Raw genomic sequence first — 21997 nt, 5'->3', positions numbered from 1 at the left:
GCACTACTTAAATGCCCTTTAAGGTATTTTCGTACCGCGTTTATTTTAAAAGCTTTGGTGTGTTTCGGTCTTTTCATTGTGAACCCTTCCAGTTGAAAGTTTAGTCCAACTTTAGGGGTTCACTCCAAAGTACGAGGTCTTACGCGATTTTGACAACCAACACAGGCTCGGAGCAACGCAATGCTGTACTTAGCGCCAGCAACCTGCAACCCCCTCCTCAAGCCCGTTATGCCCTTTAATTCCCAAACCATTCAGGCTTAAAGCCCCACATTGAAGGTCAGTGAATTGTGGCCATGCCATTAAGGTAAATCCACCATCAGCTGCTTCTTGGGTGATCTCTAAGCGGTATTTTTTCGTTGCTGACTGAGCGATCTCAAACAACCCTAAAGCCCTAAGATCACCATTACTTTGCTCAGGTATGAAATAGTGATTATTTTGCGCAAAATAACGTTCTTGCCGTGCAGCTACCTCAATTAAAAATGCCTGCCCCTCACTGCGATAGCCTCTTTTTAAGTAAGCATCATAACGTGGATATACCAGTCCGAGCATAATGCCAACAATAGCTAGCACCCACATCAATTCAATTAAGCTAAAACCTTTATTTATACTTATCATCCAACCTTACGCTCCTTAAATAAGACTCAGTGACAGCCTCAATACTCACTCGTGTATGGCTCTCCGCCAGGTTTGCCGCCCCTGTGCTGTCGGCGGCAACTGGACCAAAGCGTCCTCATCAGCTGCATGCACCCTAATGCCATTCTCGTTGGCTACCAGTGTTAACTGTGCAGTTCCGGCAAACTCAATAGCCGACACCACTTCTTTGGGTTCGGCCTCACCTACTGACTCAGGCTCAACAAATACATGATGTTGCATGCGCCCGCCCGTTACCGGGTCAATAGCATACAACCAACCTGTTGCCGCACTAGCGCAAGGATCATCACTAGGTACTAATGTTTGCAATAACAGCATGGAGCCTACATTTTGCATAGGACTTACCACCCTCTCACCGCTGCTTAAATCAAACCACCAGCCCCGCTGTTTTACAGCATTATCGGTATCAAAGTCTTTGTACCACTCCACTGGATGCAAGCTCAAAACACGAGTTTTACCTGACTTATTTTGCATTGAGCGACTAAGTTTTTGCTCTTGCAATTGACCGCGATCCACATTCCCCAAGCCACCAGGTTCAGCCTGTGTATTCAGGTCCCACACCCCATAAACCGTGTTAACTACACTCGAGTCTATATGGTCACTCTGACTGATATAGCGACCCGTACCAAACACCACCACATAACCCATCCCACTAGGGTGCCGTATTATCGATGGAGCTGCAGTGATGGCCTGCGGCCTTGATCCATGAGCTGTTTCGGCCCGAAATAGAGGCTGTCCGCCATAAGACACTTTGAAATTATTTGCACTACCATTTTTACTGCCAAAGTTCATCAATCCTGACATGGAAGCAGCAGGCTGCGCTCCATCACCCAACAAATCAAACCGCCACAAATTACCCTGTAAGTCACCGGCATAGGCATAATCGGCCACACCATCGGCGTTATAGTCCGCTAAACGGGCCGTAGACAAGCCATTCGCACTCCGACTCGGACTCTGCACTTGCAAACTTTTAATCAGCGTCCCTTGCAATGCATCGATAATATAAAGCGCTGCTGCTCCGGTTTCTGATCCTGCCGCATAATACCCATTACCAACGACTACAGCCCAACGACCATGATGCAATCGAGCAATACTGGGCCGAGCAAAGCTATAACCCAACTTCACTTTACTCTGCTGTAATTGCGGCGCCTGCTCATCCATTTCCCATAACAATTTAATCTGCATCGGATCTGTAATATCTAAAGCAAACAACCCTTTACCACCCGCAGCCAAAGTGCCTACTAAAATCGTACGCCAGCGGTGACCATCATAAACATCTGCTACTACAGGAGTACCATCGACATAATAACGGTGCGCATAACTCTGAGCTGTTAGCTGACTGAGTGTGGGAAAAACCCCTGTAGGAATAAATGCAAAGCGTTCAACACCAGTTCGACTATCAAAGCCATGTAACATACCGCCATTACTGCCGATATATAGCATTTCAGACCTTTCCTGCATGTTTTGTGCAAAATCAGTATACGCACTACTGCCTTCTAAACGATTAGCGAAGCCTGGAAGATAGCGTGCCCCTGCCACAAGTACAGGTTGTGAATTCATAAAATCACCCAACATACCGCTACGTGATCTCAACTGGCCTGAGGCCGCCCCTTCATAAGATTGATCGCCACGAATATACGCTAAACGCTGCTGCCAAGTAGCTTGCTGCACCCCAGGTTCTGGATTGTAACTGAGGTGAAACGCTAGACTATGTGGATGCGTCTCTAAACCAGCATTGTGTACGCTAAATGCTTGTAAGCGAGGAGCGCTACTCCCTGCAATCAGGATGTTGCGAGCACTGTGCTCAGGCAACTGCTGACTGGCACTCCATACTAAAGTGCGTTGTTCACTGAGCCCCAAGCGCCTTTTACTTATTTTACGCAGTTCACCAAGCCAGCCTGCGCCAATATTAAAACTGCTCTGGTAAAGATCAGTATGAGAGGTAGCACCTGAGGTCTCCCTCATCGCACTGCTCCCAGAAATAATCTCCTGGCCTTGGCTGCACTGAATGCCTGTAAATAAAGGAACAAAACTCTGCTCTTGCACTGCATCAACTTGCTTGGCAACCAGCACTGGCCGCGCCTCCTCAACATTCGATGCAGTACGCCCCGATGTGAAAAATGAGGTGAATTCATCACTACGTTTTGTTAGCCAATGATATCCGACATCAGCACTAGCACTGGGTATAGCAATATAAGCGGCCCATAAAAACAGACTGCAACCCTGAGCAACTTTAACGTAACCTTTCATCAGCTGCCCCCTCAGTGATCTAACCCCAAATAGCTCACAGCTACAGTTGATTGAATAGCCACTTGATCATTGGCCTGCCCAGTGACCAAAAAATAATAAGTGCCTTTTCCAGTTAATGCTGCACCATATTCAGGGTTCAAAGTCTGCCTTTCCGTAGTGTTGGAATTGAGCAAATAAATATTCCAAAAAGCAGCTAAGCCCTCTGCAGCCTGGAAGTCATGGCTCGGATTAGGGTCAACCCCACGATAAGGCATCCAAGCCAAATGAGCCTGCTCACTGGCCGCACTAATTTGCTCAGCAGTAACGGCGTCGTAGTGCTCCGTCTGCTCTTGTAAAAACTGAATAGGGTTGTGCTTAAAGCGCGACAACTGCTGATCATTCATTGGCTCTAATACACATAATGGAGCGTGCAAGCTCGCGCTGAATCTGTTGCTTTTAGTACAGTTGGAGCGCTCTGCCGATAACCCTTGCGCATTCCCAGAAAAAACTTGCAAACGCTGTTCCGCTTCACGCAGTGCAGCTTCCGCCAAATTAAATAACTGCTCACTGTTGACGCGCCGAGCAGTGATGCGAGATTCAAGAGCTACCCCTTGCATATGACTGATCGCCAACATCGATACAACAAGTAGCATCAATAACGCCACCACCAATACAGATGCCCGTTGTTGGCGCATACTGAGCACACAATTCATGGCAGCCGATTCCTTAATGTTTGCAAACTACTGACCTGTTGATAAGTCCGCCTGTGATCGCTCTCCACCAATCGCTGAGCTGCATTGGCATCTGCTTGCGCTAACCACTGCTGCAACCCAGGCACTTCAGCACCATCCCGTACAAAGGGTGCGCTGGCTAGCAAAAGCGAATAGCGCACACCCAACACAACGCCTTCGTGATTCCAAGTGTTTGCAGGAACAAAAGGGTTACTTTCCCTAAGTTTTCTCTCTTGCCCTTGTGTTCCAGCGATGCTCTGCAAATCCCCCACAGCAAACTCAATACGCATATCTGCAATACCCTCCATGAGCTGTGCCGATGTGCGTTGCGTGATGCAATACAATGCCCCCTGCTCCAGCACTGAAGACTGCGGAATAAACTTTACCGCAACATAAATCATCTCATTCGGCTGAGCGGGCTGCAGCGGTGCCTTGCTGCTAAGTACAGCGCGGTTACCATCACACATCAATTCACCATCAATGGCCGGTTGGTAGCGCAAACAAAAACCTGTCTGTCCACCCTCTACAGATTTCAACTTAGTGATCACAGCCCCAGCAGAAAACTCAGCACAATGTGCCGCCAGTGCCGTGGTGTTTTTCGGAAATGCCACATCGATACTTTGTGCTGGTGAATGCCGATAGCCTGCCTTACTGAGCAACTCATTGAGTAGCATGATAGCAAAGCGACTATTTTCTAAATGCGCTGCTTGGGCTTGACGAAACAAGTCACTGCGCTTACCCGCCAGATAGACTTGGGTCAGACCTAGCATCAAAAAACTGCTTAGCGCTAAAGCAACCAAGAGCTCTACCATGGATACCCCCCGTTGAGCGCTTAGATTCAACATCGTTACAACGCTACCTGCGTCGTATAAATGCACATATCAGACTCCCCACATAGAGAGTTCTGACTGCGCCAAGCCAGCTGTATCCCTAAATTCACGCCGCGATAACTCGAGTCTGCGCACACTGGGCGAGCATCAGCATCCAACTTATAACTGGGGCAAACAACAAAAAAATCTCGTAGTTCAGAGGCACCGGGCAGGTAAGTTTTCACTTTTTCAAACCAGCATTCTAACTGCTCACTTAAGCTTTGCGCTAAGGTCTGTGCAGCACACCCAGCCCCACTCACTTTAAGTCGCCCATTAGCCTGATACACCACTGTAGATGCCAACAAACTGACCGCCTCAGACGGAGTGGTCGAGCGGCGTAAAAGCTCATGACGGTGAGCACGCATGATCTCAACCAACTCATAAGCTAAATTCATAGCAGCATTACGCTGTACTGCTGCCTGGGTATATTGAATACTGATACTTTGCAACTTCAGCATACCCAATAAACTTGAGCTTACTAGGGCAATAGTAAGCAGAACCTCAATAAGGCTAAATCCCTGACTGTGTTTCACCACTCACTCCTTTGAGTCTCTAATGAACTACCCGCCACTTTAGAAGTGGGGTAATTCTGCTAGCAATTGTTAAAACTAAAAATAGAGTTACAACACCCATTGCATGCGCTTGCACATCAGTTTAGACAGCTATTTACAACTAGCAAATCCACTTCATCCAGTAATAGGTTCGCACCTCAAGCAAGCTACGGTTACAATACACTCTCTCTAAGTTCTTGGTACCCACTGGTTATGTCTAAGCGAACACTACAACCTACAGGCGACTTCCCTAAAGCCGGCTTCTGGAAGCGCATGGCCGCTATCTTTTATGACTTTATGCTCTGCGTTGCTTTGATGATGGTTGTCACCTTGATTTATCAACAGGGCATTTTGCGCATGATTTATGGCTCTGAAGTTTTACAACAGCTAGCAGATAGCCAAATGTTGGATATTGACCCGGTACTGTCCACCCTCTTGTTATTCTCAGTGTTTGCTTTTTTTGCCAAGTTCTGGACTCACAACGGACAAACTTTGGGTATGCAAGTTTGGGGTATCCGTGTGCAAAACGCAGATGGCAGTGCCATTGACCTTTGGCAAGCCTTGCTGCGTTTCTTTATTGCTATTTTTGCTTGGCTACCTGCAGGCTTAGGTTTTTTGTGGATGTTGTTTGATAAACAAAAGCGCACTTGGTCCGATATTTATTCAGAGAGCCAAGTCATACAGCTACCGAAAAATACACACAAGAAGTGATTAACCGTGAAACTTATACTGATTCAAGCCGTAATTGTCCCGCAACTTAAAATGATTCATCATCAAATCAGCAATTAGGTTTGCGCCCTTGCCCAGCCTCTTCCATAATATGCGGCTATCGTTGTTACTTGTAGGCGCGTTTTCTCATGGCTAAAAAATTATATATCGAAACCCACGGCTGCCAAATGAACGAGTACGACAGCTCGCGTATGGTGGATTTACTGGGCGAACACCAGGCCATAGAAACCACCGAGGATGCAGCTGATGCGGACGTGATTGTTCTTAATACTTGTTCCATTCGCGAACGAGCACAAGACAAAGTCTATTCACAGTTGGGCCGTTGGCGTGCACTAAAAAATGCCAATCCGAATTTAGTAATTACCGTTGGGGGCTGTGTTGCCAGCCAAGAAGGCGCCGCCATTCGTGAACGCGCACCTTATGTTGATGTCGTGTTTGGTCCACAAACCCTCCATCGTTTACCAGAAATGATTGACGCAGCACGCAGCACTGGAAAGGCGCAGGTTGATGTATCTTTCCCTGAAATTGAAAAGTTTGACCGTTTGCCCGAGCCTCGCATTGAAGGGCCCAGCGCTTATGTTTCAGTAATGGAAGGCTGCAGCAAATACTGTAGCTTCTGCGTTGTACCTTACACCCGCGGCGAAGAAGTCAGCCGCCCACTGCAAGATGTCTTAAAGGAAATTCAACATTTAGCTGAACACGGTGTGCGCGAGGTCACTTTACTGGGACAAAATGTCAACGGCTATCGCGGCGACATGGGTCATGGCGAAATCGCTGATTTTGCTGAATTAATTCGCTTAGTAGCAGAAATCGATGGCATTGATCGCATCCGTTATATGACCTCACATCCATTGGAGTTTTCTGACGCTTTGATTGATGCCCATGCCAACATTCCAAAACTGGCAAAATACCTACACTTACCAGTGCAATCAGGCTCAGATCGTATTTTGGCGGCGATGAAGCGCAACCACACAGCTCTTGAATACAAGTCACGCATTCGTAAGCTGAAAGCAGCAGTGCCCGACATTTTGATCAGCTCCGATTTCATCGTTGGCTTTCCTGGCGAAACGGAAAAAGACTTTGAGCAAACCATGCAATTAGTCGCTGATGTTGACTTCGACTTCTCATACTCATTCATCTACAGTCCTCGCCCCGGCACCCCAGCCGCTGAACTGCATGATGACACTCCTGAAGAGGTCATCAAGCAACGCTTAGGCTTATTACAACACCGATTACAACAACAAGGTATGGCGCACACTCGCCGTATGGCAGGCACTGTGCAACGCGTACTGGTCACCGACTACGCAAAAAAAGACCCTGGATTATTGCAAGGTCGTAACGAGAATAATCGCGTTGTATATTTTCGCAGCAATAACCCGGCACTGATTGGTCACTTTGTTAATGTAAAGATTGAGGAAGCTAAACCCTATACTTTACACGGCACCCTTGTAGATTAAGACTTTAAGCCAGTAGACAGTCAATTTAGCCGTATATTCAGCACCATGATGGAAATAACGCTAGCGTGGTGCGTAGGTTTCTGGTAAGTTCGCCCGCTTGTGAGCGTAGAGGGGCTTGGTCGCAAATCGACTAATGCTAATTACGCAGTGATTTTGAGTGTTTGAGAGGCGAAGATATGCCCAATAAAGCAGAAAATAAAAGCAGCCAATTGATCCGTGCTTTCGTCCCTTATCAGGAAGCTGAGGGAGAAGAGTATATGAGCGAAAAAATGCGCGCTCACTTCACTAATATCATGAACAACTGGAAACAAGAGCTCATGGAAGAAGTGGACCGCACTGTTAATCATATGAAAGATGAGGCTGCGAACTTTCCGGATCCAGCTGACCGAGCGAGCCAAGAAGAAGAATTCAGTCTTGAGCTCAGAACTCGCGATCGTGAACGTAAGCTGATTAAGAAAATTGATGAAACCATTGAACTTATCAAAGAAGATGAGTATGGTTGGTGCGATGCCTGTGGTGTAGAGATTGGTCTGCGTCGACTCGAAGCCCGCCCGACAGCCACACTGTGTATTGACTGCAAGACCTTAGCAGAAATTAAAGAGAAGCAAATGGGTTCGTAACCCCTGCTTGCATATATAAAAACGGAGCCTAGGGCTCCGTTTTTTATTGCCTCTCTTGCACTTACAGCAGAGATATATACTGTAAATGCAAAATGAATATTACTGCGCTGCTAAAGCAATGCGTAAATCCAATACCGCTGTCTGACACGCCTCTTCACTATCATGCGTCTGACTTTGAGCAATGCACTCATTATCCATCCATACAGTGATCTGCTGATCAACTTGACGAATATCTAAATCATCGCCAGCACTTTGCACATATTTAGACGCCATACCCGCAGCGCGACCATCAGCAAATGCTTTAGACAAAAGTAAGTCTCCACCCTCATCATCCAAAACACGGAAACGGAATCCTTCATCATCTCTAAAGCTAACAATGCGACGTGCTTTTTTAGCTTTTTTCTTGCTCGTAGAAAGGTCTGCCCCCTGCACTGCAAAATTACGTAAGCCAACAGCCTCACGCAACTCCTGCAAAAAAGGTGTCGCTACTTGACGCGCCTTAACAGCCCCTGCTTGCAAAATATCTTCCAACTCTTCAGGCTTGGCCAGTAATTCATGGTAACGCTCACGCGGTTCAGCCAATTGTTCATCTAATAAAGTGAATAAACGTTGCTTAGCCTCTCCCCACGCCAATCCAGCCTCTAGATCAGCACGCATTTGCGCTTGTTCAGCATGAGTCGAAAAGGCTTGATACAAAGTAAACAAATGGGAGTTATCAGGATCTTTCGCTTCCCCTGGCAACTTGGAATCAGTCACAATGCGAGAGATCGCACTTTTCAGATCTTTACTCGAAGAAAAAAGCGGAATGGTGTTGTCGTAACTTTTTGACATTTTACGACCATCTAAACCGGGTAAAGTAGCCACGTCATCTTCAATCACGGCTTCTGGCAAAGTAAAAAAATCATGCCCCTTACCAAACAAGTGATTAAAGCGCTGACCAATATCACGTGCCATTTCGACGTGCTGCACTTGATCACGCCCCACAGGCACTTTGTTGGCATTAAAAATTAAAATATCTGCCGCCATCAAGACCGGGTAGCTGAACAACCCCATGGTGACACCTGCATCAGGGTCTGCCCCAGCTGCTTCGTTCTGATCCACAGCAGCTTTATAAGCATGTGCTCGGTTCAATAGACCTTTACCCGCCACACAAGTCAACAGCCAAGTTAACTGAGGTATTTCTGGAATATCCGACTGACGATAAAAGGTCGCACGTTCAGTATCCAAACCACCAGCCAGCCAAGTGGCTGCAATTTCTAAACGTGAACGCTGAATACGCGCCGGATCATCACACTTAATCAATGCATGATAGTCAGCAAGAAAATAAAAAGACTCAACATTATCAACTTGACTTGCCGCAATAGCTGGACGGATGGCGCCAGCGTAATTACCTAAGTGCGGCGTACCTGTGGTGGTAATTCCTGTTAAAATTCGGGTGGTCATAATTACTCAATTCATACTAAAAAATTAAAGACGTTCAGCAACTAACTCTTTCAGCTCAACCAATCGGCCATGGAAAAAGTGCCCACATTCTGCCACTTTTAGCAACTCATGTGGCTGTGATAATGCACCGGACCATTGATAAACCAATTCTGGATCAATAATCTCATCTTGTTCTGGCTGAATCACAGTCAGCTGACAATTGTTAGCCAATACATGCTCATCATCCAAACGCATCACAGCAGGCGCAACCAAGTACAGCTGCTCAACAGCAACACCTGCCTGTTGTAAGCGACCAGATAAGCTACCAGCAACAAAACCACCAAAAGAAAAGCCAAAGAGATAAACAGGCAACCCCGGATGCTCTGCCTGCAGCCACGCTAATGCTGCTTGTGCATCATCCACCTCGCCGCTGGCCATATCATGCTCACCTTCACTTTGTCCGGTTCCGCGATAATTAAAACGTAAAGTGGACAAACCACTATCGCGGGCTGTACGTTGCAAAGTAGACACCACTTTATTCAACATGGTGCCACCTTGACTCGGGTTTGGATGACAAATTAATGCAATGCCACGTGCCTCAGCAACCGGCAAGTGTAAACCTTGAAGCAGCCCTACAGGGCCATCAATCATGACAGGATTTTCACGTGCTAACAAAAAGGACTCCCAGCCCCTCTAAGGGGGTAAATTCGTCTAGTAGTCAGTACTGTCTATAAAGCAGATACTGTTTTATAAAGAAGCCTGTTCTATACTATACGGAACAGGTATAAGTGGTTAACCTAAAACAAAGTCGTTTAAAGAGGAAGTCTTGTGGAACAGTCACTCTCCGTTTGGTTAATTCCAGCACTCACATTAGTGGGTGGTATTATTATTGGCTTTATTTTAGCACGCGTACTAAAGCGCGCTGCTCCAGGTAAAACCCAACAGCAGCTCGATGAACTCCAAGAGCGCTTCGATAGTTATCAAAGTGAGGTGGTGACACATTTTAATACCACTGCTGCACTGGTTCGAAAACTCACCAAAAACTACCAAGATGTGCAAGAGCATCTCTCCTCAGGTGCTGAACGATTGGCTTTAGATGAAATATCTCGTGAGCGCTTACTGGCAAGTTTAGTTGATGACGAGCCTCGATCTCGTGAGCGCATCCGTGCGCCACAGGACGACAGCTATTTTGGCACACCTACCGAACCACCACGCGATTATGCAAATAAAAAAGATGGCGATCCAAGCATGCTTGCTGAAGGTTACGGCTTAAAACGCTAAGCTAAGTGCGATCAAAAAAGGAGCCCACAAGGCTCCTTTTTCATACCTATTTTCCCACAGGCCACACTGGGTTCTACTCCATGGGTGGGCGTAGCCCGATGGTAGCAGTCACACTACTGGGTTCACCATTGCGTAAAATATCCAATTTAATCGTCTCCCCAGGCTGCATACGTGCCACCTGATTCATCGATGTACGCCCATCTTGAGCCGCTTCATCAGCAATTTTCAAAATCACATCACCTGGCTGCAATCCAGCATTAAAGGCAGGGCCATCACGAAACACACCGGCCACTAGCACCCCAGGACTACCCACCAGACCAAAAGACTCAGACAGCTCTGGCGTTAAAGACTGCACCTCCAAGCCTAGCCAACCTCTCACCACTTGCCCATGCTCAACAATCGAGCGCATCACTTCCAACGCCAACTTCACCGGAATGGCAAAACCAATCCCTTGCGAGCCTCCTGTGCGTGAAAAAATCGCAGTATTGATACCAAGCAAATTACCTTGCGCATCAACCAAAGCCCCACCAGAGTTCCCTGGATTAATTGCTGCATCAGTTTGGATAAAATCTTCGTAGGTATTCAATCCCAATTGATTACGCCCAGTCGCACTGATGATCCCCATAGTGACAGTCTGCCCCACCCCAAATGGATTACCTATGGCTAACACCACATCACCTATACGGATTAAGTCAGAACGACCTAAAGTAATGGCTGGCAAGCGCGGCAAGTCAATTTTTAATACAGCAAGATCAGTCTCAGGATCACTGCCAATAACGCGCGCTAAAGTTTCCCGCCCATCTTTCAGCGCCACAATAATCTGGTCTGCCCCAGCAATCACATGATTATTGGTCAACAAGTAACCTTCTTTGCTCATCAATACAGCCGAACCCAAGCTTGATTCCATACGCTTTTGCTGTGGTAAATTATCTCCATAAAAACGTTTAAAAGCAGGATCATTGTACAAAGGAGGTAGAGGGTTGCTGACCACTTTAGCTGTGTATAAATTTGCTACAGCAGGCGATGCTTGATTAACTGCGTTAGCATAAGACTCTGGACCCGCGTTTGCGTTGACATAAGCAGGCGCTTGCTGAACCTTAAAGTCAGCACTGGGCAAACCAACCCAGTGCGGGAAGCGTTCGATCAATAACAACGCAACCAACAAACCAACGAGCAATGGCCACCCGTAATTTTTTACTAAGCGCAGCATAGAGTATTCCAGAGTCCATAGATTAAACGTATAAAAATTAAACAACCAAACCGCTAAAAGAATATACCCATTACGAAGTGGATATTCTTCAGGCAAAAGTCGTAGCGTTTGAGTGAATAATTCACATTATAGAATGTGCCAACACATTAAAGTATCGCCATTCACATTAAGGAACAATTATGCCCGTTTCACGCCAAGTTTTAGTTAAAGAAATCGAGGACTATCTAAACGTCAATGCCATCAGTGACTATTGCCCTAACGGCCTACAAGTTGAAGGTAAAGAGCAGATTAAACGCATTGTCAGCGGCGTTACCGCGAGCCAAGCTTTAATTGAAGCAGCTATCGAATTGCAAGCCGATGCTTTATTAGTGCACCACGGTTACTTTTGGAAAGGTGAAGATCAGCCTATAGTAGGTATGAAGCAGCGCCGTATTAAAGCACTACTCGCCCACGATATTAATCTCTTGGCTTACCACTTACCTTTAGATGTTCACCCTGAAGTGGGTAATAACGTGCAGCTGGCACAACGTCTAGGTTTGACTATTACCGGTCCACTGGAACCTGATAACCCACGCAATGTAGGCTTGATAGGCGAGTTAAACCCACCTTTATCTGCAACCGAGCTTGCCACGCACATTGAAAAAGTATTAGATCGTGCTCCTTTAGTCGTTGGCCACCAACACTTGATTAAACGCGTAGCTTGGTGCACAGGGGGCGCCCAAAGCTATATCGAACACGCCATTGCCGTCGGCGCCGATGCTTATATCACCGGTGAAGTATCTGAACGCACATTCCATGAAGCCAAAGAAAACGGTATCAGTTTCTTTGCCGCCGGCCATCACGCCACTGAACGCTATGGCGTACAAGCACTAGGTGAGTGGTTAGCAAAGCGCTTTGCTATTGAGCATCACTATGTAGAGTGTGATAACCCAGTGTGATGAGTGCTTGTTAGCTCATGAACTATCCGCCACTTTAGAAGTGGGGTTTCCTAGGTAATACACAGCCTTGCTAAGGTGCGTTGCACACAGCAGAGGCTATGCAAATTGACTCGACTAACTCTCTAGCACCGAGGTTTCTGTCATTGATATCCAGCAGCATAACCCTCCCTTGAGGCTGTTAATGCTGGCGTTATAATCACGATCTAGGTTGGGCACTGCCACTGCCGCATGGCTAGGGTGAGCTCACCCTTACCAAGCACATGATCGCAGCCTGAGCAGGTTTTAAACGATGGAAACCATCGGTCTAGCTTGCTGAGCTGTTTGCCATACCACTCTGCTTTGTAGGCCAGCATCGTGGAAACTGTGACCATGAGCTGTCGCTGATCGCTTTAGCTAAACGCCTGTTTTTTAACCATGCCTTTAACGTTCAAATCCTCAATAACAATAACATCGTGGTTTTTGATGAGATTGAATGAGGTTTTATACAGGGAGTCTTTGCGGCAGTTGGCTATTTACTCATGCAACTTAGCAACCTTTAAGCGTTGCTTTTGATAGTTACAGCTTTCAGATAGCTTACGGTTGGCGGCCTTAGCCGCCGCCCTGCGGCGAGCTAAAATCTTTTGCTCACGCGCCAACTTCTTTTCATGCTTGGCTAAAAACACCTGCTGTTCTGCCGTTGGGTAGAGCCTGTATTCTCTCTAGCCTTAAGACTGATCTTATTTCATCATGCAAACCCCTAAAGGCAAGATCAAGAGCGCATTCATCCCACCACCTAAAAGGTGGGGGAATTCTGCTAGCAATTGTTAAACCCTCATACTGACGGACGTAGCTAGAAAACAGCCGTAGAGCTAGGGAACCGCTCGACGCCACTGTTTTATATATATCTATTCCTTTTTGTTCTTGATAAGCACTTCGTTAGAACCAACCTCCATGATAAAGTGCCTCTCATCCTGTTCAACCCTAAGCCCAATCAGGCGCAACACCCTATCTAAGTGAGCACAGCATGGCCGATAAGCTAACCCATTTAAAACAACTCGAAGCCGAAAGTATCCATATCATTCGTGAAGTGGCTGCGGAGTTCGATAATCCCGTCATGCTCTACTCCATTGGTAAAGATTCAGCGGTCATGCTGCATTTGGCTCGCAAGGCATTTTATCCGGGTAAGTTACCTTTCCCTGTGATGCACGTGGATACCCGCTGGAAATTCCAAGAGATGTACAGCTTTCGCGACAAAATGGTAGAAGATCTTGACCTGAACTTACTAACACACACCAACCCAGACGGCATTGCCCAAGATATCAACCCTTTTGTCCATGGTAGCGCTAAACACACTGACATCATGAAAACCGAAGGCCTCAAACAAGCCTTAGATCAGTACGGTTTTGATGCTGCTTTTGGTGGCGCCCGCCGTGACGAAGAAAAATCCCGAGCAAAAGAGCGGGTATACTCCTTCCGTGATAGCAAACACCGCTGGGACCCAAAAAACCAACGTCCTGAGCTATGGAATATCTACAACGGCAAAGTAAACAAAGGCGAGTCCATCCGTGTGTTCCCCTTGTCCAACTGGACCGAGTTGGATATTTGGCAATACATCTATTTAGAAGGCATCCCTATTGTACCGTTGTATTTCGCCGCTGAACGTGAGGTGATTGAGCGCGATGGCACACTAGTGTTAATCGACGATGAGCGCATCCTCGAACACTTAACGGATGAAGAAAAATCACGTATTGAAAAGAAAATGGTGCGCTTCCGTACTTTAGGCTGCTACCCACTCACTGGCGCAGTGGAGTCCACTGCCACAACACTGCCAGAAATTATTCAAGAGATGTTACTGACCCGCACTTCAGAACGCCAAGGCCGTGTCATCGATCACGATGGTGCCGGGTCAATGGAAGAAAAGAAACGTCAAGGCTACTTTTAAGGAATCCGTACCCATGAGTCATCAATCTGAACTAATCAGCCAGGATATCCTTGCCTATCTGGCTCAACACGAACGCAAAGAACTGCTACGTTTCTTAACCTGCGGTAATGTCGACGATGGCAAAAGCACTTTAATTGGTCGCCTACTACACGACTCTAAGATGATTTATGAAGACCATCTAGAGGCCATCACTCGCGACTCAAAAAAAGTGGGCACCACTGGCGATGATGTCGACTTAGCACTCTTAGTCGACGGCCTACAAGCAGAGCGTGAGCAAGGCATCACCATTGATGTAGCTTACCGCTATTTCAGCACCACCAAACGCAAATTTATCATTGCTGACACTCCTGGGCATGAGCAGTACACCCGCAATATGGCCACTGGAGCCTCGACCTGTGACTTGGCAATTATTTTGGTCGATGCCCGCCACGGTGTAGAAAACCAAACCCGCCGCCACAGTTATATTGCCTCTCTGTTGGGTATTCGCCACTTAGTGGTGGCCATCAATAAGATGGATTTAAAAAACTACGATGAACAGGTGTACAACGCCATTAAGGATGATTATTTAGCCTTTGCTGAGCAAATCAATCTGGACACCTCATCACTGCATTTTGTGCCATTATCCGCTCTCAAGGGCGATAACGTAGTCAACCGCAGCGAGCATACACCTTGGTACACCGGACAAACCTTAATGGAAATTCTGGAGAATGTGGATGTCAGCGGTGACTTAAATCACCGTGATATGCGCTTTCCTGTACAGTACGTCAACCGCCCAAATCTGAACTTCCGTGGTTTTGCTGGCACTTTAGCCTCAGGCTCGATTCGTAAAGGTGACAGCATTACAGTGCTTCCTTCAGGCCGCAGCAGTCAGGTTAAATCCATCGTCACCTTTGATGGTGAGCTGGAGCAAGCTATTGCTGGGCAAGCCATCACCCTAACCTTGGAAGACGAGATTGATATTTCTCGCGGTGACTTAATTGTTCACGCAGACGCAAAAGTGCGCAGCAGTGATCACTTCGAAGCAATGTTGGTCTGGCTAGGAGAAGAGCCATTATTACCAGGCAAGCGTTACGATTTTAAACGCGCCACCAGTTATATACCGGGCAACGTATCCAGCATCGAGCATCAGGTGGACGTTAACTCCCTGACCCAAAGCAGTGCCAGCAGTTTGCAGCTTAACGAAGTGGGTCGCGTGCAAGTCAGCTTAGATGCGCCTTTAGCATTAGATGACTACCAAGCCAACCGCACTACAGGTGCTTTTATTGTGATTGATCGCTTGACCAACATTACCGTTGGTGCCGGTATGATCATTACCCCAGACAGCGCGCAAAGCAGTGGCCGTAGCTTAGGCAAAGGTCGCGTCAGTCCGCAAGAGCGCCAGTTACGCCTAGGGCAACAGCCTGTCACGGTGCTTTTCAGTGGTTTATCAGGAGCAGGTAAAAGTACCCTTGCCTATGCAGTTGAACGTAAACTCTTTGATACAGGACGCGCTGTCTATGTACTGGACGGACAGAACTTGCGCCATAACCTCAATAAAGGCTTACCACTCGATCGCGCTGGCCGTACCGAAAACTGGCGCCGTGCTGCACAAGTGGCACGCCAATTTAACGAAGCCGGATTAATTACTTTAGCAGCCTTTGTCGCACCGGATGCCGAAGGCCGTGAGCAGGCTAAAGCTATCATTGGTAAAGAACGCTTTATCACTGTCTATGTGCAAGCCTCACCACAAGTCTGCCAAGAGCGTGATCCACAAGGCTTATATGCAGCAGGAGAAGACAATATTCCTGGAGAATCCTTTCCCTACGATGTGCCCTTGGATGCTGATTTAGTGATCAATACGCAAATCACTGATGTGGATGAAGGTGTGCAACAAGTGCTCGAACTGTTGCGGCAACGCGAGATCATTTAACATCATACTGAGCTCAAAACCGCCCTCAATGCGAATGTCATAGGGCGGTTTTTTGTTATTAGCCAACACCCTCTACTGACATGATGCGTCATACCTGCAGCTACAACAGATTGCACGAGTACAGCATTGCAAACCTCAAACTTTACGAAACTTTTCGCATTTCTGGTAAGGTTATCGGTCAGCTCATATAGCAGGCCGCATGCTCAAACTCAATGATGCGGTACGGTGATCACATCAACAAAGAGTACGCCTTGAGAATTTTAATCTTTATTGTAATTTTGCTGGCGGCACTGGTCGGCTTATTAAACCCTAAACCACCACCGGCATTGTTTCCACATATTGGCTTTGTCCTACACTGCATTGGCTTTGCAACTCTATCCTTAGCCACACGTATCGCCTTTAGACATTGCCCCGCTCAGTGGCTGTGGACTATTTTGTTATGCTGTGCGCCCTTAGCGGAGTTTCTACAACTATTACAACCACTGCGTAGTTTTAGCCGTACTGATATTTATGCCAACCTATTAGGCGTAGCCTTAGCCGCTTTGCTTTGGTTTGTTTACACTTACCTCAAGAGACGTTGGCAACCCAACACAATGTATACCAATCACTGATGACTGAGCCTAACTTAATACGTTACTCAGACAAAAAGGAATTACCCTGTGTCAAATCGACCTCACATCACTTTATTTACCTTAGGTGGTACCATTTCTGCTCACCACTCCGATCGTTTAGAGTTATGCGACTACCAAACCGGTCATTACCATGCACAGGATTTTATCAATGCGCTACCTGAGTTATCGGAGCTCGCTCAAATCGAATGGATACCCATCAAAAATGTGACGAGTACCGCCATTGATACATTCGATTGGTTTAACTTAAAAAAGCAGATTGAACAACAGCTGAAAAAACAAGATGCGGTCGTCATTACTCAAGGTACCAACACCTTAGAAGAAACAGCCTACTTTCTTCATCACACGTTAAACACCACTAAGCCCGTTATTATTACGGGCGCACAAAAACCGTTCTCAGCCCTAGGCAGTGATGCATATTTTAATTTACTCAATAGTTTTCGTGTCGCAGCCTGCCCCGCGGCCGCAGGTAAAGGCGTACTAACTGTATTTAATGATAAAATTTATTCTGCTCAAGATGTCAGCAAAACCCATACTTATCACTTAGAAGCATTTCAAGCACCCAATAACGGCCCAATTGGGCGTATTGAAGCCAACCGTACAGTGCACTTTATGCACGCCCCAGCGCAACCACACACTAGTAGCAGTCCATACTGTACTATTCAGAAACCTGATCGAGCACCTTACATCCCTATTGTTTATTCCCATGCAGGTGCAGATTCACAACTTTTAGAAGCACTCTTACAACACACCCAGTTGGATGGCTTAGTGATTGCAGGTACTGGCGCAGGACGCTGCTCACCCAAAGAAGAACAAGCACTGTATAGCGCACGCAAGCAGGGCATCCCTATAGTCATGACTTCACGAGTAGGAGCAGGGGGCGTTGTACCTATTAAGTACTACTCTAATTTAGAGCTCATTACTTTAGGTGACTTATCACCACAAAAAGCTAGAATCTGGCTCCTATTACACGTCTTAAGTACAAATTCTACAACCCACTGATTTAATCGATAACAAAGACTATGAAACCATCTAAAAAACAGCCGCTGTTTAACCGTGGTTATAAAATTTTCGCAGTGATTCTCATATTAGCCATTCTCACCGCTATTGGCCTACCAAAGATACGTGGACAACACACTGCAGAGCCTAAGGTTACAACCAGCGAGCAACAGCCCAACGAAGCAACATTGACATCCCCGACCTAAAGGACGGGGATTCCTACTGCTAGACGACCATGCCCGGCCGCGAGAATGTTACGTGCCGCGTTGATATCGCGATCGTGGGTGACACCACACCCACTGCACGTCCATTCTCTTATTCCAAGCCCTGCGATACCTTTCGGCCTCGACTCGGGCAAACAGCCACAACTCGAACAGGTTTGGGTGATGTATGTCTCGTTAACTTCCTTAAAACAATGCCTGCGTGAGCGCATTTATAGTCCAGCATTGTTTTTAATTGGCCCCGGTCAGCATCTAACACTGACTTGACCATCGTGGTTTTAACGAGTTTTAAACTACTGACGTTGCCCACATAGATTTCACCACAGCGATTGACCAGCTTATGGCTGAACTTGTGCAATGCGTCTTTTCTACGGTTAGCGATTTTCGCATGAAGGGTTTTGACTTGGGTTTTATTTCTGGATCGTTGAGCGATGGCCAACTTTTCCTCAAGACCTGACCATTTTTCCACTGCGCTGCACCTGTATTGACGGGTATCCAGCCCAGTGAGCGGCGTACACCGCGTGATTTGCGCCAGTTCAGCCGCGCTTTCTTAAACTGCTTACGGCGTGTGACATACTCACCCGCGATGCACTAGTAAGGTTTGGCTGTGCAACCCCAGCTCTTTACCCGCGCCCTTGATGTAATGGTGCATATCAAAAGCAGACAAAAACACACCTCGCTCTTTAATCGAGCGTTGACTTAATTCATTAACAAAGTTCCAGACGAAATTGACGCTTCGAGCCATGCGGTTTAGCAGGGGCACATGCCTGTCTCGGACTCGGACTTTTAATGTTTTGGTGTGCCTTATCATGCTGTATACAATACCAGTACCAACCTGTACTGCAAAGACTTCAGCAACCTGTTAAGGGGTTAAAGGGCTGCTTACGCAGCCCTCGCTATCCATCCCGCACAAAAATTACGAGGTCTTACGCGGTTTTAAAATTACAACTAAAGTTTATGCTATTATCGTCAAAATTCAAAAACTGGAAGTTGAATTTTGAAACAAGCACCTTGCTTTTTATTAGCTACTGAAAGTTTACCCTGAAAGCGAGTAACAATTTCATAACATAAGCACAAACCTAACCCTGTACCACTACCAACAGATTTGGTTGTAAAGAATGGATCAAAAACCTTATCAATGATCTCTGCGGGAATACCTCCCGCATTATCTTGCACCTCAATAAAAACCTGACTATTTATTTGATATATTTCAATTATGACCTTCAGTTGTCTTTCTGATGTATCAACCTGATTAAAAAATGCATGCCAAGCATTTTCTAATAAATTCAATATAACTTGCTCTAAAAGCTCACTACAACCTTTTAAATAACCATCAAACAAACACTCAATAGCGATATCAAACTGCTGTTCAGGATTAGCTTGTTTAAATAGTTCAATAGCTGATTTAACTGTTTTAAATGGTGAAAAATCCAGCAGCTCCCTACTATTTTTATAGCTGAACAACTGCATATTATTAATAATATTAGATGCTCGCGTAATCTGCGCATCTAGTCGCTCCGCTTTATCTTTTAAATACTCATCATCCAACATATTACGCTCTATGCGTAGCACTAAATTTGTTAATGTAGCTCGCATAATATTGAGTGGTTGGTTTAATTCATGCGCAATACCCGATGCTAAGCGCCCAACGGTAGCCATTTTAGTATTCTGATAGATTTCCTGGCGAGTTCGATGCAACTCGGTATCATCTCGCCCAACAGCTTGAAGCTCATACAACTGACCTTGTTGGTCAAATATTCCACGCACAGACCATAACCAAATACTGGTTTCATATTCTGATACATCAATGCACAGTTCAATATTAAACATCGGTTGCTGCATTGTTAGTTTCGCCATGCGCTCCTGCAGACGCTCAACTTCAGACGCTTTGATATAGTTAGACAAATTAACGGGGTAAACTCGATCAATGAGGCTATCAACACCCAAATAACTGAGCAAAAGACGGTTAGCAAAAGTTAAATTTAAATCTGGGGTACAACGACAAATAGCCGTCGGTGCATCCTCAACCAATACCCGATAGCACTCTTCACTTTTACTCAGCGCTGCTTCAGCCTTTTTTCGTTCACTGTTATCTAATAAGACGCCCACAACTTCTAAAGGCAAGCCATACTCATCACGCAACAATGTTCCTTCTTCTAACATCCAATGGTAATTACCATCCTTACCTCGAAGGCGGTACTGATGACTTACACTACCCTTTGCAATCAGCGTTTTAATGCGCTCATCAAACACTGGACGATCTTCTGGATGCAACAAGCGTAGCCAGCCTTGTTCACGTATATCCTCAGGCTTCCAGCCCAACACATGCAATATACTTTGGCTTAAAAAGTCCTGAACAAAAGCACCTTCCACATAACGCTGAACATAAATAATTGCCGGCCCACTCGAAACTAAATGACTCAAGCGCTGCTTAGAAATACGCTGATCAAGCTGCGCCTCTTTAATCTCAGTAACATCAAGCAAATAACCCAAGATACTTGAGCCACTCAATTGCAAATACACTTTATACCAACACAATTGCGGCCCCTGCTTTAAGCGAATAATTTCCTCTTCCTCGCTACCATTGGCTTTAAATTGCAATTCATCAATTTTGAGCTCTAGCTTCTCTCTATCTCCTAAATAAACTCGGTCCAATAACTCAACCAAATACTCACCGAAAAAATCTATTTTCTCTGCTAGTGCAGTGGATAGGGAGACGCGCCCATCAATAATGTTGTAATCCCAAAAACCACCGCCCAAAACACTGTCGGCAAATTTCTTCTTATTTAAAGTGCGCAGTGTTTCCTCATGGTTATAACTGTCCAGTACCGCACTCACCAATAAAGTCGCAATGCTTTCCCATTTCTCAAGTGTGAGCACGCGCTGCGGGTTTCCCTGGCTAAACACAACAAACATCCACGATAACACCTGATGCTCTTGGATAAAGGGTAAGAACAAAACCGTTCTAGGCTCCCTTGAAAAGCCACTTGAATCTTCATAAAAAAAAGCGATAGGTTGGCGTTCAGCAAGTAACGCATTAAACCCGCCCGTACTTGTTATATACTTTCCTGCAGTAGGCAATTCTCTTTGCACAATCAATCGGTAGTTCTCAAACATATCAGTTTTAGTAACCACCCCTATAGCTTGGGCTTTAACTGTAACTAATACATCATCTAAGATATCTTCTACAGCATGCTGCCGCCCCTCAGCTCTACTTTGCTGATATTTCAAATAAAATCGACTTATTGCTTGTAACAAATAAAGTTCTTTTTCGTTATTATTTGATCGCTCGACATAATCACTGATATCAACGAGGTAAAAACCCCAAAAATGACCCTGCCCACTAATATGGCCACGCATATGAATTATTTCTTTACTGGCAGACTTAAAACAAATATCAATGACATCACTTGTTAAATATGGCCAATCTGTTTGTTCAGGAAAAGGCTGCGCCAAAAGTTCATTAAAATATATTACTTGGCTACCCATATTTACATCAAGCATTAACTTATTGGCTAAGTCTTTAGTTATAAACTCAACCCTACCCTTTGCAGATACACTAAGGCTTAATCCTTCACGACGCATAGGATTAACTTGTGGTATATTAACGCTTAATTCCATTACTGATTT

Annotated in this window: 24 protein-coding genes; 10 read left to right on the top strand and 14 right to left on the bottom strand. The window is 45.9% G+C overall.

The window, feature by feature from the left end:
- Window positions 1-189: 189 nt before the first annotated feature.
- The 5 genes from TOI97_RS08235 to pilV are packed head-to-tail and all read right to left on the bottom strand — an operon-like array spanning window position 190 to window position 5013.
- Window positions 190-615, bottom strand: coding sequence for a type IV pilin protein (locus TOI97_RS08235; protein ID WP_321553642.1), 426 nt, complete (start codon window positions 613-615; stop codon window positions 190-192).
- Between the two features lie 45 nt (window positions 616-660).
- Window positions 661-2901 (bottom strand): pilus assembly protein, encoded by a 2241-nt coding sequence (locus TOI97_RS08230; RefSeq protein ID WP_321553641.1) that lies wholly within the window; start codon window positions 2899-2901, stop codon window positions 661-663.
- An 11-nt stretch (window positions 2902-2912) separates the two neighbouring features.
- The gene (locus tag TOI97_RS08225; protein WP_321553640.1) at window positions 2913-3593 is read right to left on the bottom strand and encodes a PilX N-terminal domain-containing pilus assembly protein; all 681 of its coding nucleotides are present in this window, start codon (window positions 3591-3593) and stop codon (window positions 2913-2915) included.
- Window positions 3590-4489 carry a PilW family protein gene (locus TOI97_RS08220; RefSeq protein ID WP_321553639.1) on the bottom strand — a complete coding sequence of 300 codons (900 nt, stop codon included), beginning with the start codon at window positions 4487-4489 and terminating at the stop codon, window positions 3590-3592. The genes TOI97_RS08225 and TOI97_RS08220 overlap by 4 nt, the downstream gene beginning before the upstream one ends.
- Complete coding sequence (gene pilV / locus TOI97_RS08215) at window positions 4459-5013, bottom strand: type IV pilus modification protein PilV (RefSeq protein ID WP_321553638.1); 555 nt, start codon at window positions 5011-5013, stop codon at window positions 4459-4461. The genes TOI97_RS08220 and pilV overlap by 31 nt, the downstream gene beginning before the upstream one ends.
- Window positions 5014-5244: 231 nt before the next feature.
- On the opposite strand from pilV, the gene TOI97_RS08210 reads away from it, so the two are divergent.
- The 3 genes from TOI97_RS08210 (at window position 5245) to dksA (ending at window position 7837) form a co-directional block, all read left to right on the top strand.
- The gene (locus TOI97_RS08210) at window positions 5245-5742 is read left to right on the top strand and encodes an RDD family protein (protein ID WP_321553637.1); all 498 of its coding nucleotides are present in this window, start codon (window positions 5245-5247) and stop codon (window positions 5740-5742) included.
- 146 nt (window positions 5743-5888) lie between these two features.
- On the top strand, window positions 5889-7217 hold the full coding sequence (gene miaB / locus TOI97_RS08205; RefSeq protein ID WP_321553636.1) for a tRNA (N6-isopentenyl adenosine(37)-C2)-methylthiotransferase MiaB: 1329 nt from the start codon (window positions 5889-5891) through the stop codon (window positions 7215-7217).
- Window positions 7218-7393: 176 nt separating this feature from the next.
- Window positions 7394-7837 (top strand): RNA polymerase-binding protein DksA, encoded by a 444-nt coding sequence (gene dksA / locus TOI97_RS08200; protein ID WP_321553635.1) that lies wholly within the window; start codon window positions 7394-7396, stop codon window positions 7835-7837.
- 99 nt (window positions 7838-7936) lie between these two features.
- Here dksA and TOI97_RS08195 read toward each other — a convergent pair whose 3' ends face one another.
- On the bottom strand, window positions 7937-9280 hold the full coding sequence (locus TOI97_RS08195; protein WP_321553634.1) for a tryptophan--tRNA ligase: 1344 nt from the start codon (window positions 9278-9280) through the stop codon (window positions 7937-7939).
- 24 nt (window positions 9281-9304) lie between these two features.
- Entirely contained in the window at window positions 9305-9934 is a 630-nt protein-coding gene (locus TOI97_RS08190; RefSeq protein ID WP_321553633.1) for an alpha/beta hydrolase, read from the bottom strand.
- Window positions 9935-10087: 153 nt separating this feature from the next.
- On the opposite strand from TOI97_RS08190, the gene TOI97_RS08185 reads away from it, so the two are divergent.
- Window positions 10088-10540 (top strand): YhcB family protein, encoded by a 453-nt coding sequence (locus TOI97_RS08185; protein ID WP_321553632.1) that lies wholly within the window; start codon window positions 10088-10090, stop codon window positions 10538-10540.
- A gap of 73 nt (window positions 10541-10613) precedes the next feature.
- Here the strand turns inward: TOI97_RS08185 and algW are convergent, their stop codons facing one another.
- Window positions 10614-11750 (bottom strand): Do family serine endopeptidase AlgW, encoded by a 1137-nt coding sequence (gene algW, locus TOI97_RS08180; protein ID WP_321553631.1) that lies wholly within the window; start codon window positions 11748-11750, stop codon window positions 10614-10616.
- Between the two features lie 179 nt (window positions 11751-11929).
- On the opposite strand from algW, the gene TOI97_RS08175 reads away from it, so the two are divergent.
- The gene (locus TOI97_RS08175; RefSeq protein WP_321553630.1) at window positions 11930-12688 is read left to right on the top strand and encodes a Nif3-like dinuclear metal center hexameric protein; all 759 of its coding nucleotides are present in this window, start codon (window positions 11930-11932) and stop codon (window positions 12686-12688) included.
- Window positions 12689-12891: 203 nt separating this feature from the next.
- Here the strand turns inward: TOI97_RS08175 and TOI97_RS08170 are convergent, their stop codons facing one another.
- Entirely contained in the window at window positions 12892-13041 is a 150-nt protein-coding gene (locus TOI97_RS08170; protein WP_321553629.1) for a zinc ribbon domain-containing protein, read from the bottom strand.
- A gap of 159 nt (window positions 13042-13200) precedes the next feature.
- On the bottom strand, window positions 13201-13350 hold the full coding sequence (locus TOI97_RS08165; protein ID WP_321553628.1) for a hypothetical protein: 150 nt from the start codon (window positions 13348-13350) through the stop codon (window positions 13201-13203).
- A 341-nt stretch (window positions 13351-13691) separates the two neighbouring features.
- Between TOI97_RS08165 and cysD the strand changes: the two genes are divergently transcribed.
- The 5 genes from cysD to TOI97_RS08140 all read left to right on the top strand — a co-directional run bounded on the left by cysD (window position 13692) and on the right by TOI97_RS08140 (window position 18352).
- Window positions 13692-14609 (top strand): sulfate adenylyltransferase subunit CysD, encoded by a 918-nt coding sequence (cysD, locus tag TOI97_RS08160; protein ID WP_321553627.1) that lies wholly within the window; start codon window positions 13692-13694, stop codon window positions 14607-14609.
- Window positions 14610-14622: 13 nt separating this feature from the next.
- Complete coding sequence (gene cysN, locus TOI97_RS08155) at window positions 14623-16518, top strand: sulfate adenylyltransferase subunit CysN (RefSeq protein ID WP_321553626.1); 1896 nt, start codon at window positions 14623-14625, stop codon at window positions 16516-16518.
- A gap of 251 nt (window positions 16519-16769) precedes the next feature.
- Complete coding sequence (locus TOI97_RS08150; RefSeq protein ID WP_321553625.1) at window positions 16770-17129, top strand: VanZ family protein; 360 nt, start codon at window positions 16770-16772, stop codon at window positions 17127-17129.
- Between the two features lie 48 nt (window positions 17130-17177).
- Window positions 17178-18149, top strand: coding sequence for an asparaginase (locus tag TOI97_RS08145; RefSeq protein ID WP_321553624.1), 972 nt, complete (start codon window positions 17178-17180; stop codon window positions 18147-18149).
- Window positions 18150-18169: 20 nt separating this feature from the next.
- Window positions 18170-18352, top strand: a complete 183-nt coding sequence (locus TOI97_RS08140) for a hypothetical protein (RefSeq protein WP_321553623.1) — start codon at window positions 18170-18172, stop codon at window positions 18350-18352.
- Here TOI97_RS08140 and TOI97_RS08135 read toward each other — a convergent pair.
- From TOI97_RS08135 to TOI97_RS08120, 4 genes are all read right to left on the bottom strand, one after another.
- Window positions 18349-18504 (bottom strand): zinc ribbon domain-containing protein, encoded by a 156-nt coding sequence (locus tag TOI97_RS08135; RefSeq protein ID WP_321553622.1) that lies wholly within the window; start codon window positions 18502-18504, stop codon window positions 18349-18351. The two genes, TOI97_RS08140 and TOI97_RS08135, sit on opposite strands and share 4 nt — an antisense overlap.
- The gene (locus tag TOI97_RS08130; RefSeq protein ID WP_321553621.1) at window positions 18462-18836 is read right to left on the bottom strand and encodes a transposase; all 375 of its coding nucleotides are present in this window, start codon (window positions 18834-18836) and stop codon (window positions 18462-18464) included. The genes TOI97_RS08135 and TOI97_RS08130 overlap by 43 nt, the downstream gene beginning before the upstream one ends.
- 108 nt (window positions 18837-18944) lie before the next feature.
- Window positions 18945-19112 carry a hypothetical protein gene (locus TOI97_RS08125; protein WP_321553620.1) on the bottom strand — a complete coding sequence of 56 codons (168 nt, stop codon included), beginning with the start codon at window positions 19110-19112 and terminating at the stop codon, window positions 18945-18947.
- A gap of 224 nt (window positions 19113-19336) precedes the next feature.
- A complete protein-coding gene (locus tag TOI97_RS08120; protein WP_321553619.1) occupies window positions 19337-21988 on the bottom strand; it encodes a PAS domain-containing sensor histidine kinase in 2652 nt (883 codons plus the stop codon).
- Window positions 21989-21997: the final 9 nt, after the last annotated feature.

It is taken from the genome of Denitrificimonas halotolerans, assembly GCF_034259425.1.
Lineage (GTDB): Bacteria > Pseudomonadota > Gammaproteobacteria > Pseudomonadales > Pseudomonadaceae > Denitrificimonas > Denitrificimonas halotolerans.
The sequence above is the reverse complement of the archived record's forward strand: the minus strand, read 5'-3'. Positions and strand labels throughout refer to the sequence as shown.

What these genes read in the sequence shown, in the direction of transcription:
- TOI97_RS08235 (WP_321553642.1), bottom strand. Translation starts at nt 615, where the DNA reads ATGATAAGTATAAATAAAGGTTTTAGCTTAATTGAATTGATGTGGGTG.
- TOI97_RS08230 (WP_321553641.1), bottom strand. Translation starts at nt 2,901, where the DNA reads ATGAAAGGTTACGTTAAAGTTGCTCAGGGTTGCAGTCTGTTTTTATGG.
- TOI97_RS08225 (WP_321553640.1), bottom strand. Translation starts at nt 3,593, where the DNA reads ATGAATTGTGTGCTCAGTATGCGCCAACAACGGGCATCTGTATTGGTG.
- TOI97_RS08210 (WP_321553637.1), top strand. Translation starts at nt 5,245, where the DNA reads ATGTCTAAGCGAACACTACAACCTACAGGCGACTTCCCTAAAGCCGGC.
- miaB (WP_321553636.1), top strand. Translation starts at nt 5,889, where the DNA reads ATGGCTAAAAAATTATATATCGAAACCCACGGCTGCCAAATGAACGAG.
- dksA (WP_321553635.1), top strand. Translation starts at nt 7,394, where the DNA reads ATGCCCAATAAAGCAGAAAATAAAAGCAGCCAATTGATCCGTGCTTTC.
- TOI97_RS08195 (WP_321553634.1), bottom strand. Translation starts at nt 9,280, where the DNA reads ATGACCACCCGAATTTTAACAGGAATTACCACCACAGGTACGCCGCAC.
- algW (WP_321553631.1), bottom strand. Translation starts at nt 11,750, where the DNA reads ATGCTGCGCTTAGTAAAAAATTACGGGTGGCCATTGCTCGTTGGTTTG.
- TOI97_RS08175 (WP_321553630.1), top strand. Translation starts at nt 11,930, where the DNA reads ATGCCCGTTTCACGCCAAGTTTTAGTTAAAGAAATCGAGGACTATCTA.
- TOI97_RS08170 (WP_321553629.1), bottom strand. Translation starts at nt 13,041, where the DNA reads ATGCTGGCCTACAAAGCAGAGTGGTATGGCAAACAGCTCAGCAAGCTA.
- cysD (WP_321553627.1), top strand. Translation starts at nt 13,692, where the DNA reads ATGGCCGATAAGCTAACCCATTTAAAACAACTCGAAGCCGAAAGTATC.
- cysN (WP_321553626.1), top strand. Translation starts at nt 14,623, where the DNA reads ATGAGTCATCAATCTGAACTAATCAGCCAGGATATCCTTGCCTATCTG.
- TOI97_RS08140 (WP_321553623.1), top strand. Translation starts at nt 18,170, where the DNA reads ATGAAACCATCTAAAAAACAGCCGCTGTTTAACCGTGGTTATAAAATT.
- TOI97_RS08125 (WP_321553620.1), bottom strand. Translation starts at nt 19,112, where the DNA reads ATGGCTCGAAGCGTCAATTTCGTCTGGAACTTTGTTAATGAATTAAGT.
- TOI97_RS08120 (WP_321553619.1), bottom strand. Translation starts at nt 21,988, where the DNA reads ATGGAATTAAGCGTTAATATACCACAAGTTAATCCTATGCGTCGTGAA.